10 protein-coding genes are annotated in these 11,290 nt (G+C 70.5%); 2 read left to right on the top strand and 8 right to left on the bottom strand.

The window, feature by feature from the left end:
* Positions 1 to 245 precede the first annotated feature (245 nt).
* From Ate02nite_RS42770 to Ate02nite_RS42745, 6 genes are all read right to left on the bottom strand, one after another.
* On the bottom strand, positions 246 to 668 hold the full coding sequence (locus Ate02nite_RS42770; RefSeq protein WP_203813687.1) for a hypothetical protein: 423 nt from the start codon (positions 666 to 668) through the stop codon (positions 246 to 248).
* Between the two features lie 67 nt (positions 669 to 735).
* On the bottom strand, positions 736 to 1,689 hold the full coding sequence (locus Ate02nite_RS42765) for a pirin family protein (RefSeq protein ID WP_239148122.1): 954 nt from the start codon (positions 1,687 to 1,689) through the stop codon (positions 736 to 738).
* A gap of 10 nt (positions 1,690 to 1,699) precedes the next feature.
* Positions 1,700 to 2,098 carry a pyridoxamine 5'-phosphate oxidase family protein gene (locus Ate02nite_RS42760; protein WP_203813686.1) on the bottom strand — a complete coding sequence of 133 codons (399 nt, stop codon included), beginning with the start codon at positions 2,096 to 2,098 and terminating at the stop codon, positions 1,700 to 1,702.
* Positions 2,095 to 3,486, bottom strand: a complete 1,392-nt coding sequence (locus tag Ate02nite_RS42755; RefSeq protein WP_239148121.1) for a DUF2252 domain-containing protein — start codon at positions 3,484 to 3,486, stop codon at positions 2,095 to 2,097. The genes Ate02nite_RS42760 and Ate02nite_RS42755 overlap by 4 nt, the downstream gene beginning before the upstream one ends.
* A gap of 20 nt (positions 3,487 to 3,506) precedes the next feature.
* Positions 3,507 to 4,754, bottom strand: a complete 1,248-nt coding sequence (locus Ate02nite_RS42750) for a DUF1501 domain-containing protein (RefSeq protein WP_203813684.1) — start codon at positions 4,752 to 4,754, stop codon at positions 3,507 to 3,509.
* A gap of 2 nt (positions 4,755 to 4,756) precedes the next feature.
* Positions 4,757 to 6,142 carry a DUF1800 domain-containing protein gene (locus Ate02nite_RS42745; RefSeq protein ID WP_203813683.1) on the bottom strand — a complete coding sequence of 462 codons (1,386 nt, stop codon included), beginning with the start codon at positions 6,140 to 6,142 and terminating at the stop codon, positions 4,757 to 4,759.
* 115 nt (positions 6,143 to 6,257) lie between these two features.
* Between Ate02nite_RS42745 and Ate02nite_RS42740 the strand changes: the two genes are divergently transcribed.
* Both Ate02nite_RS42740 and Ate02nite_RS42735 read left to right on the top strand, forming a co-directional pair.
* A complete protein-coding gene (locus Ate02nite_RS42740; RefSeq protein WP_203813682.1) occupies positions 6,258 to 7,319 on the top strand; it encodes an ROK family protein in 1,062 nt (353 codons plus the stop codon).
* Between the two features lie 106 nt (positions 7,320 to 7,425).
* Entirely contained in the window at positions 7,426 to 9,399 is a 1,974-nt protein-coding gene (locus Ate02nite_RS42735; protein WP_203813681.1) for a PPC domain-containing protein, read from the top strand.
* A gap of 649 nt (positions 9,400 to 10,048) precedes the next feature.
* Here Ate02nite_RS42735 and Ate02nite_RS42730 read toward each other — a convergent pair.
* Together Ate02nite_RS42730 and Ate02nite_RS42725 are read right to left on the bottom strand one after the other, a co-directional pair.
* The gene (locus tag Ate02nite_RS42730) at positions 10,049 to 10,381 is read right to left on the bottom strand and encodes an STAS domain-containing protein (RefSeq protein WP_203813680.1); all 333 of its coding nucleotides are present in this window, start codon (positions 10,379 to 10,381) and stop codon (positions 10,049 to 10,051) included.
* Positions 10,382 to 10,471: 90 nt separating this feature from the next.
* Complete coding sequence (locus Ate02nite_RS42725) at positions 10,472 to 11,194, bottom strand: S1C family serine protease (protein ID WP_239148120.1); 723 nt, start codon at positions 11,192 to 11,194, stop codon at positions 10,472 to 10,474.
* Between the last annotated feature and the right edge of the window lie 96 nt (positions 11,195 to 11,290).

The following is an 11,290-nucleotide window of genomic DNA, read 5'->3' as shown; positions in this document are numbered from 1 at the left end:
CACGGTGGATGAGCCCCCACGGACAACGCGGTCCCCAGGGTCCACGAACCACTGGACGCTGGAGACCCTCAATCCCCCGGCCGGCGGCTGCCGCCCCCGGTAGTAACAATGGCCGCCCTCGCGCCACACCCCAGGGACTCACACATCGCGCTTGCCCCCCAGGTGCAGGTGTGTGGTCACGGTTGCGCGGGAGTGCCGGGAGAGGAACGGCGGCGGGGTGCACACCGCCGCCGTTTCGAAAACTGTCAGAGCCGCCCGTCGGAGGTGAACCGGCCGACCTGGGCGGGCAACACCAGCCCGGCCGCGGTCAGGGCCCGGAGCAGCGACTCGAGCTCGCCGGGGGAGCAGGGCACCCGGTGCGGCAACTCCAGGGCCCGGGCGGCCTCGACGGCCCGCACCGCGATCGCCGCCTCCACCGCCCACAGCCGGTGCGCCCGCATCGCCATGTGCGCGGACGCGGTCATCGACGCGTGCAGCCGCAGCAGCCGGCGCAGGTCGGCGGCCAGTTGCTCGATCGGCGGCCCGACCGGCTGCGGCACCGGCGGCTTGCGAGCCTCCCAGTACGCCGAGGCCACGTCGAACCACTTCGGGGCATAGAGGATCAGCGCGCCGAACAACGTGGGCGTGGCCACGATCAATGCGAGTTTTGCTGCATCCCAGACGTTCATGGGTCTCCCCGGGATGGGCGTCATCTCGACGATCCGCCCGCGCCGGGAACCCGTCAAGCCGAATACGTCAGCGCACCCGTCCGCGCGGAACGAGCCGGGTGATCGGCATCGGCGGGGCCGGCAGCGGCGGGCCGTCGTAGCCGCGCACCTCGCCGAACCGCGGCGTGCCGGAGGCCCAGTCGGCTCGCATCTGGACGATCTCGTCGTGGTCGCGGGCGACGAAGTTCCACCACATGACCAGGCGTTCGTCGAACGGCTCGCCGCCGAGCAGCAGCAGCCGCGACGCCGATCCGGTGGACAGTCGCACCGAGGTGCGCCCGGATCCGAGATAGAGCAGCGGGCCGGGCTTGAGGTTGGCGTCGTCCACGTCGGCCGCGCCGTCGAGCACCAGTACGGCGTACTCGTAATGGGCCTGAAGCGGCAGCTGAGCGGTGGTCCCGGCAGTCAGGGTGACCTCGGCACCCACCAGGGGGGTGTGGCATTTCGCCGGGGAGGTGGCACCCGCCAGGGTGCCCATCAGGACGGTGGCCGACAGACCGCCGTCTTCGACGACGGGAAGATCTTCGTGGTGGGCGAAGGCCGGGGCCATGTCACGGTCCGCGTGCGGCAGAGCAACCCACAGCTGTACGCCGTGCAGCACGCCCGAATGCTCGACCGGCGTCTGCTCGGCGTGCGAGATGCCCCGGCCGGCCGTCATCAGGTTGAGCTGCCCGGGCCGGATCTCGCAGGTGTTGCCGAGGCTGTCGCGGTGCAGCACCTCCCCGGCCACCAGCCAGGTCACCGTCTGCAAGCCGGTGTGCGGGTGCGGCCCGACCCGCATGCCCTGGTTACCGGCCAGGTCGTGCGGCCCGTACGCATCCAGGAAGCACCAGGCGCCCACCATCCGCCGCTGCCGGTTGGGCAGCGTGCGGGTGACGGCGAAGCCGCGCGGGCCGCCCAGCGCGACCGGCGCGCCCTCCAGCAATTCCATCGTGGCCGGCGGGGCCGGCCCGACCTCAGGGTCCGCCTCGAAGCTGCTCACGACATCGACGCTAGCCGGTAAAGGCGCTGGAACCGAGGACCTTCGTCACGCTGATCTCGATGACGACGCGAATCGGGTTGGGCCGGGGAACCCGATAGCGCGCGGCGTACAGCTTCTCTCCTTCGGCGACCGACACCGGGTCGTCCTTGACCACCGCGAGGCCCTCGACCGTGCTCCACCGGGCGCCATCAACCTGGCAAATCGCCACCCTCGCTTGCCCATTTCGGATATGCCGGACATGAGCAGATCCTGCGGAGGAGATCACCCGGGCAACGTCGCCCAGCAGGGTCGCACCGACGGCCACCACGTGTGGCGAGCCGTCCTTGCGCAGCGTGGTGAACGTGCAGAGGTGCCGCTCGGTCCAGAAATCTGACAGCGCGGCGGATGACAACGAGACGAGGCCGCTCATACCAAGCGCTCCGCCGGCAGGGTGCCGCGGCGGACCGCGTCGACGAGGGCGGCGTGATCCCGTTCCACCTGGTCGGCGTACGCCCGGGCGAAGCGGCACAGCGAGTCGGCGAGCTTGTCGCTCCCGCCGATGTATCCGGTGATCATCGAGGCTCCACTCGTGCGGGCGTGCGATTTGGCGAGCAGGAACCCGCAGATGCCGGCGTAGTCGGCGAGCGCGCCGGCGCTGATGTCCTCGACGACGATCGCGCCCTTCATGTCCCGGAACTGGCGCACGTAGAACTGCATGTCACCGACCGTGGTCCAGCCGAGCAGCGGGTCGCTGACCGTCTGCAGCGCCTGCTGGTATTCGACGACCCGCTGTCCCTGATGCCGGTGCCAGGCCGCCTCGCCGTGCTGGTGCGGCGCGATCACCGACCGCCGGGCCTGCTTGAGCTGCAGGAACAGCACGTCGTCCGGGCTGCTGCCCTCGCACAGCGCGACGTAGGCCCGCAGCCCGACCGACCCGACCCCGACCACCTTGTGCGCGATGTCGACGATCCGGTACCCGGCCAGGATGCGCGCCCAGTGCGGCGGCAGCGTGTTGAGATAGCCGTCCAGCGCCTCGGCCAGGGCCTCCCGCTCCTCGTCGGAGGGCCGGGTGATCACCGGCGGCTCCTGGACCATCCGCAGCGTGCCGTCGTGCCGTTCGGTGAAGCGGGGGAGGGCCCGGTCACTGGTGCGCCGGCGGGCCCGCCGGGCGGCCCGCTCGATCTCCTCGCGGAAGCTGGCCTTGGAGGCGGCCGAGCGCAGCTGGTCGACGTCGAGCCGGTCGAAGCTGCGCCCGAGCAGCGGCCGTTCGGCCAGGTGGGCGAGCTGCTCGCGGTACTCGTCGACGCAGTGCTGGACGGCCTCGCCGCACTGGGTCTCGCGGAAGCCGTTCTGCCGGCCGGCCACGTAGACGCTGACCGCGAGCCGGCGCAGGTCCCACTCCCAGGCGCCGGGGTGCGCCTCGTCGAAGTCGTTGAGGTCGAAGACCAGTTCCCGCTCGGGGGAGGCGTAGAAGCCGAAGTTGCCCAAGTGGGCGTCGCCGCAGATGACCGGGGTGATGCCGGTGGCGGGCAGCCGGGCGAAGTCGTCGGCCATGATGTTGGCGGTGCCGCGCAGGAACGCGTACGGCGAACTGATCATGCGGCCGATCCGAATCGGGACCAGCCAGTCCTGGCGTCCCTCGTTCTGCCCGATGACCTGCTGCACCGGATCGGGCCGGTCGTCCGGCGGGTTCCAGTAGGCCATGTCGGTCCGGTGCGCGCGCTCGCGCAGGGACCGGCCCAGCTCGTACCGCTCGGCGCGGGGGCGAGCCGGCCTGCGCAGCGACGAGAAGCCGTCGTCCTGACCTGTGTCCAGCACGCTTTCCATTAGAGCTGAGCTTAGGTGCGGGCGGCGGCCAGGCCGAACGCGGATGGCTTGACACCCGGGAACACCTCGGAAAGCGAGCCGAAGCGGCAGCGCTTCTGGAGGAGTTCACCGATCACCGAGCGGTAATCGGTGGTGGCGGCCAGGTCGCCGGCCACCAGCGCGCCGGGGGACAGGCCGGGCCAGGCGGTGTAGACCTTGCCGCCGCGGACCCCGCCGCCGAGCAGCAGCATCGCGTTGCCGTGACCGTGGTCGGCGCCGTGCGACGCGTTCTCCTGCACCCGGCGGCCGAACTCGCTGATGGTCAGCAGGGTCACCGAGTTCATCCCGGCCGGGCCGAGGTCGGTGCTGAACGCGGCCAGGGCGAGGGCCAGGTCGGTGAGGTTGTCGTACATCCGCTGGCCCTTGGTCGCGGTGCCGAGCGCGTCGTGCATGTCCCAGTCGCCGCAGTCGACGGCCGCGGTGACCAGGCCGGTCCTCGACTTGATCAGCCGGGCCACGTCGCGCAGCGCCCCGCCGAGTTCAGTGGCCGGATAGGCGGCCCCGTTGGCCGGGGTGTAGGGGGTGGCCCGCATCGCGGCGGTGGCGGTCAGTGCCCTACCGGCGGCCAGGGCGGGGCCGGCCTGGGCGGGCGGCGCGTCCGCGTACATCGTCTTGAGGGCCGCGGCCATCGGACGCTGGACCGAGTCGCCGGCCAGGGTGAACTTGTCGATGGCGGCCATCGAGACGGCCGGCACCGGCCCGGCGAACAGCCGGCTCGGCATGGCGCCGCCGACCGAGACGCCGGCCAGCGGCCCGGTCGCGCCGGTGACGCCGAGCATCCGGTCCAGCCAGCCGCCGCGGATCGAGGTGCCGGGGGCGGCGTTCTCCATCGCGTCCATCGCGGCGAAGTGCGAGCGGGTCGGGTTGGGCTGGCCGACCGCGTGCACGGCGGCGAGCTTGCCGCCCTTCCACAGCGGGAGCAGCGGGTTCAGCGCCGGGTGCAGGCCGAACGTGCCGTCCCCGGCGATCACCTGGCTTTTCGGCAGGGCGATGGTCGGCCGCGCCTTGTAGTAGTCGGGGTCGCCGATCGGGGCGATCGCCGACAGCCCGTCGAAGCCGCCGTGCAGCGACAGCACCACCAGGGTGTCGCCGGAGTAGGTCGGGTCGGCGAAGGCCAGCTGGGTGGAGAGCCCGGCGCCGGCCAGGCCGGTCAGCGCGGCCGCGCCGAGCAGCGTGCGGCGGCTGATGGTCGCGTTCTCCACACATCCGGGGAACTTCATGATCACCTCAGCTGGAAGGCCGGCGAGTCGAGGACGAGCGCCACCAGGTACGGGAAGCTGCCCGCGAGCGTCTTGTCAGAGCTGGTCAGAGGACTGGTCGGCAGCTTTCCGGCGACGCTGAGCACGGCGGCGGTGTGGGTCGGCGGCAGCCTGGTGCCGGTCAGCCGGGTCGCCAGGGCGTCGATCAGCGCGCCGTAGGTGGCCGGCAGCGTCGGGACCAGGGCCTTGCGCAGGTCGGCCGGGCGAGTGAGCTGCGCCGGGTACCAGCCGGTGGCCAGGTTGAGGTGCCAGTTGCACTTGAGCAGGAACGCCGACGGCGACGCCCAGGCCACCGCGACGTCCGGGTAGCCGTTCGGCGGGCCCCACCGGTACGGCGCGTTCCCGACGTCGACGAGCATGTTGTAGAGGGCGTCGATGGCCTTGGTGCCGGATTTCTCCGGTCCGAGGCCGAGCGTCCGGATTGTCGCGATCAGGTCCTCGAACGGCGTGCGGGTCTTCTTCCCGGCGCTGGCGGAGAACTCCGGTGAGGTGAAGAGGGCCTTCAGGACCGGCTTGATCGCGGTGTCGTTGTCCAGGTAGACCTTGGCCAGCTTGGCGACCAGCGAGGCCGGGGGTTCGTCGGCGACAAAACGGACACACAGCTTGGTCGCGATGCGTTCGGCGGTCGAGGGGTGCCGGGCCAGATGGTCGGCGAAGGCGAGCGGTGCCACATCATTCGGCGCGTTCGCCGAGGAGAAACCGAGGATCTTGACCGCGCCACCCAGGTGCTTCGACGCGTCGTACACATAGGTGCCGTTCTTGGCCACGGTCAGGCCGGTGAGCAGGCGCGCGGCCGCCTGCACGTCGTCCTCGGCGTAGACCAGGCCGACGGTGTGCAGCTCCATCAGCTCACGGGCGTAGTTCTCGTTGGGGTGGCTCCTGGTGGAGGAGCGGTTGTCGAGGTAGGTGAGCATCGCCGGGTGCCGCATCGACGCCTTGAGCATGTCGGCGAACTTCCCGAACGTGTGCTTGCGGATCACCTGAGCGTCGTAGTCGGCCCGGCTGTCCCAGCCACCGCTGGACGGCGCGGCCACGTGCAGGTGGTTGGCCCAGAACGCGGCCACGCTCTCGAACAGCTGCCGGTTGCTCCACGCGGCGCGGGCCACCCCGGCCCGGCCCAGCTGCTTGAACGCGTCGTAGGAGTGCACCGGCAGCTTCGCCCGTACGGCCGAAATGCTCGCCCCCGCGAGGGGAAGGCGGGCCAGCAGGTCGTCGCAGACCGCGTCGTTGATCTTCTCGGGCGCCAGCTGCTTCTCCAGCCAGCCGTTCACGCCCAGCTGAGCGGCCTCGGCCAGGGTCGCCGGGGTGGGCCCGAAGGTGGCCCGGCGCACGAGCAGATCTGTCGTCATGCCATCCGGTTCGACCGGTTAACCGGGGGCCGTCGCCCGAGCAACCATCACTAACCGACCCGCAATCCGCCCGCACCCGTACCCTGGCGGCGGAACCGGACGTACGCTCAGCTTTGTGGATCAGGCTGAACCGGTACGCACTCCCGCCTCCTGGGTCGTCGTTGGCCTCGACAACGGTGGGACCTGCAACAACGCCACCGTGCTCGACGCGACGGGCCAATATCTCGTCGACCATCTGGTGGAAAATCCCAGTCTCGTGACGGACGGGCCCGAGTCGGCGGTCGAGGCCCTGGCCGAGGCGTTCGCCAACATCATCGAGCTCACCAGCACGCCGCTGACGCTGGTGCGCGCGGTCGGCCTGGACACGCCGGGCCCGGCCAGCGCCACCGGGGTGATCTCGTCCAAGGGCGCGACCAACTTCAACCAGGTGTCGTGGCACGGCTTCGACATCCGGGGCGCGCTCGAGGCCCGGATCGGCCTGCCGGTGTTCTACAACAACGACGCCAACGCGGCCGCGCTCTACGCACACCACCAGCTGTTCGGCGCGGACGCGATGCGCCGGTCCTCGGTCGCCGCGATCGTCGGCACCGGGCTGGGCGGCGGCGTGGTGGAGAACGGCCGGGTGATCTCCGGGGCGGCCGGCATGGCCGGCGAGCTCGGCCACGTGCAGATCCCGCTGCACGGTGTGCTGGAGGACGACCAGCCGGTCCCGCAGTGCAACTGCGGCTTCGCCGGCGACGGCGAGAGCCTCGCGTCGCTCACCGGCATCAAGAACAACCTGCTGCCCTACTGGCTCACCAAGTTCCCCGACCACCCGCTCGCCGCCGAGCCGATCGCGGTGGCCGCCAAGCAGCTGCGCGGCTACGGCGAGAAGGAGGACCCGCTGGCCCTGGCGGTGTTCGGGCAGCAGGCGAAGGCGATCGGGAAGCTTTTCACGGTGGCCGCCAACTTCACCGACCCGCACGCCTACCTGCTCGGCGGCGGGGTGGTGGAGGCCGCGCCGAAGTTCCGGCAGTGGTTCCTCAACACCGTCCGCGAGCACACCCAGCTGCGGGCCGAACAGCAGGCCGCGGCCACTTTCGCACTGGTCGCCGACCTCGACATGGCCGGTGCCCGGGGTGCCGCGGTGGCCGCCCTCGAAGGGGTCCAGCAGCGCCGGTCAACAGATGGTCGATAGATCTGTTAAGGCATATTCACAACTCTAGATATTGATGGTTGTCCTTCAGTAACGTCAGCCCTTGCCATCCGCGGCCGGGGGGCTCGGATGTGCTGAAGGGGGACGAATGCGACGTAGCATCGCAACCATCTCGGCGACCCTGCTGGGCCTGGCACTGATTACGCCGGGCGCCGCACAGGCCGCTCCGCCACCCACTCAGGATGATCAACTCAGCCCGGCCGACAAGGCCTCGCTGGCCGCCGGCATCGGCGTGGCACCCAAGGCCGACTACGGGGCGAAGCCCAAGGGCCCCAACCCGTTCCTGGCCGAGGTCGCCGACGCCAGCAAGGTCGACTACTCGGGCTGGGCGAACTACTTGAAGGTGCAGGCCAAGTCCAGGGCGGCACTTCGGGCGAAGACGCTCGCCAGCACCAACCCCGCCCTCGCCGCGCAGGCCGCCGTCCCGGCGGTGGTGGTCGACGAGGACGAGATCGACGGCACCAACGGCGGCAACGACACGCCCGCCAACGCCCAACGGATCACCACCTTCGGCACCGGCACCTACCCGAAGATCCGGGTGCTCGGCAGCCTCGACAACGACCCGATCAGCACTCCGGCCGTCCCGGCACCGGCCGAGGACAACGGCTCGATCACGCTGGCCGGCGACACCGGCATCGGCACCATCCGCAGCGGTGCGCTGATCGACTCGGTGATCGGCGACGGCCCGCACGGCCGGCAGACCGGCGACGGCAGCAACGACTTCGACTTCTACAAGATCACCGCAGCGGCCGGCAAGGTGCTGACGCTGAAGACGGCCACCCCGACCGGCCCGCTCGACACGGTCCTGGAACTGTTCGCCGCCGACGGCACGCTGGTCGCCGTCAACGACGACTTCACCGGCCTGGACAGCCAGATCACCTACACGGCGGCCACGGCCGGCACGTTCTACCTGGCGGTTGCCGCCTACGGCGGTCTGCCCGCCGACCCGTTCGACTCGGCCAGCGGCGGCGGCATCGGCGACACCACCCCGCCGTCCGAGGGTCCGTACACGCTGACGCTCACCTCCGGCGGCATCGACAAGGACTTCTTCGCCATCAAGCTGAAGGCCGGCGACATCATCGGCGCCAGCGTCAAGGGCAGCCCGACCTACATCACCGTCTACGACACCACGCCGCGCGAGGTGCACGGCTCCGACCAGGACGCCTCCTACATCTACCCGCTGGCCTCCCCGCTGCCCGCGGGCGGCACCGCGGTGACGGATTACGTGGCGACCAAGGCCGGCTGGCACTACGTCGGCGTGCAGTCCGGCTCCGGCGCCTACGACATCACGGTCGAGGGTTACCGCCCGGTCCTGCAGGGTGCGACCCCCGTACAGACGCTGTATCTGGATTTTGATGGTGAGCGTGTCAACACCGGGGTCTTCGGTGGTCCGGGCAACCGCGACCTGAGCCCGTTCGCCGCGTTCCTGGCCAACTGGGGCCTGACCCGGGCCGACGAGGACGCGGTGATCGACGCGGTGACCGCAGGCGTGACCGAGAACCTGAAGAAGGACCTGTTAGCCAGCGGCCTGAACCCCAAGTTCAAGCTGAAGATCAAGAACAGCAAGGACGACGACGACCCGTGGGGCGGCGCCAACGTCAGCCGCATCGTGGTCGGCGGCACCATCGACGAGAGCGGCGTGGACACCATCGGCATCGCCCAGAGCATCGACCCCGGCAACTTCGAAACCGAAGAGACGGCGCTGGTCCTGCTGGACGTGCTGAGCGCCCCCGCCGGCGACTCGTCAGCGTCCCTGAACACCTACCTGACCCCCGCGAGCGACCGCATCGCTTTCCTGGGCCAGGCGCTGAGCAACGTGATCTCCCACGAGGCCGGCCACTTCTTCGGCGACTACCACACCGACAACCAGGACGCCCTCCCCAACCTGATGGACGCCGGCGGCACCGGCTTCGCGACTCTGTTCGGCGTAGGCCCCGACGGCGTAGGCGGCACCGCCGACGACGCCGACGTCGACTTCGGCGACAGCCAGTTCATCCCCTCCGAAGGCTTCATCGGCACCGAGGACACCCTCGGCCGAATCGTCTTCGGCGTAACAAGCTGAGTTCATCAGGAAAGGACAGCCCCGTCGCTCGCGGCGGGGCTGATCCCTTTTCAAATACGGGCATGCCCGGTCCCGTGGCACTCAGTCCCGCTGGGCGGCGCTCACCCTCCGCGCGCCCGTTCCGGGCGGGCCCGACCCCAAACCCCGCCCTGCCGGGCCACACCCGCCCTGTGCGCCCGTTCCGCGGGGGCCCTGCTCCCGCGCATTGCCCTGTCGGATAGCGCTTCGCCCGTGCGTCCGTTCCGGGCGAGCCCGGTCCCCGCGCACTGCCCTGCCGGGCAGCAGTCCACCTGCGCGTCCGTTCCGGGCACGCGCTCGGCCCCGCGCATTGCCGTGTCGGGCAGCGCTTCGCCCGTGTGTCCGCTCCGGGCGATTCCGGCCCCGGAATACCGCGTTACCGGGCAGCGCCCGGCGACGCCCGTCTTGCCCGGCCGGTCGTCCACATAGTGGCCGCCGATCTCGGATCCTGGGCCGACGTCTCGCAGCGTGGGCCGAAGCTTCCGCATGGTGGATTCGTCCACTTCGGATAGCCGGACATGCCGCCTATTTCCCCCGCGTGCGGCCCGATTCGCCGAGATCTTGTGGACTTGGCCCCCGTTCCGTGCCGTAGGTCTACAAGATCTGGAGATCTCGGCGCGAAACGGTCTACTCACTCTTTGATGGCGGCCGCCACGTCCGGGAAGAGTGCCAGGTAGTCGGCCAGCCCCAGGGTGTCGAAGAGGCGGCGCAGGAAACCGCTCGGCGCGGCCAGCCGCACCCAGCCGCCCCGCTCGATGGCCCGGGCGTGTGCCGTGACCAGCACGCCGACCCCCATCGAGTCACAGAAGTCGAGACCCGCGACGTCTACCACCACCCGAGGGCTGGGGCGTTCGACAAGTCGGTTGAGGTTCGCCTTGAGGGACGGTGCGGTGTCGATGTCAAGGGAACCGCGCAGCACGAGGACGGCCGTGTTGGGCGGGTGGTGCGCGACCGAGACCTGCATTGGTGATGTCGCTTTCGAGCTTCGGGGGGCGGCGGTGTCCCACAGCCTATCGAGCCCGAGCGCTGCGCGCCCCATGCGGATCATCAGCCCCTATCGTCCCTGCGAGATGAGCTGGTCAGCCACCACGGTGGCCGCGTCCACCGGGATGGCGAACCCGATCCCGACGCTGCCACCCCCGGCCTGCCCGTCCGCGTTGGGCACGGTAGCGATGGCCGTGTTCACTCCGATCAGCCGCCCATCGCAGTCGACAAGCGGCCCACCGGAGTTCCCCGGGTTGATCGCCGCGTCGGTCTGCACCGCCCCCGGCAACACCGCGGTCTGCCCACCGTCGGCCGGCACCGGAATATCCCGTCCCAGCGCGCTGACGATCCCCGCGGTAACGGTGCCGGAAAGCCCGAGCGGCGCCCCGAGCGCCACCACCGGCTGCCCGACCCGCAGCGCCGACGACCGCCCCACTTCGATGAGCGGAAGCTTCTCGGTGGTCTGCACCCGCACCACGGCCAGGTCAACGAGCGGGGCACGGCCAACAATCGTGGCCGGCGCGGTTCGCCCATCACTGAACAGCACGGTGATGGCCCCGCGGGCACCGGCCGGAGAGATCACGTGGTCGTTGGTGAGGATGTAGCCCCCGTCGCGAATGATCTCCCCGCTGCCGTTCCCACCACCGACCGAGAGCGTGACGACGGTGGGTAGCACCCGCTCAGCGATGCTCGCCGCCGAACAGGTAGCCGCCCCCACCGACCGCTGCCGCTCACCGCCGCCGGTAGCCCGCCCCACCAGCCCGCCGACAAACCCAGCAACCAGAGCGATCAAGCCAGCCGAAAGAATCCGCGGAAGCCAAGGCCGACGACCGTTCGTCCCACCAACGTTCGTCCCACCAACGTTCGTCCCACCAACGTTCGTCCCACC

The sequence above is a fragment of the Paractinoplanes tereljensis genome (genome assembly GCF_016862435.1).
Taxonomy (GTDB): domain Bacteria; phylum Actinomycetota; class Actinomycetes; order Mycobacteriales; family Micromonosporaceae; genus Actinoplanes; species Actinoplanes tereljensis.
The sequence above is the reverse complement of the archived record's forward strand: the minus strand, read 5'-3'. Positions and strand labels throughout refer to the sequence as shown.

Bases quoted from the DNA above. Each gene is read 5' to 3' on its own strand.
- Ate02nite_RS42770 (WP_203813687.1), bottom strand. From the start codon at position 668: ATGAACGTCTGGGATGCAGCAAAACTCGCATTGATCGTGGCCACGCCC.
- Ate02nite_RS42760 (WP_203813686.1), bottom strand. From the start codon at position 2,098: ATGAGCGGCCTCGTCTCGTTGTCATCCGCCGCGCTGTCAGATTTCTGG.
- Ate02nite_RS42750 (WP_203813684.1), bottom strand. From the start codon at position 4,754: ATGAAGTTCCCCGGATGTGTGGAGAACGCGACCATCAGCCGCCGCACG.
- Ate02nite_RS42745 (WP_203813683.1), bottom strand. From the start codon at position 6,142: ATGACGACAGATCTGCTCGTGCGCCGGGCCACCTTCGGGCCCACCCCG.
- Ate02nite_RS42735 (WP_203813681.1), top strand. From the start codon at position 7,426: ATGCGACGTAGCATCGCAACCATCTCGGCGACCCTGCTGGGCCTGGCA.
- Ate02nite_RS42730 (WP_203813680.1), bottom strand. From the start codon at position 10,381: ATGCAGGTCTCGGTCGCGCACCACCCGCCCAACACGGCCGTCCTCGTG.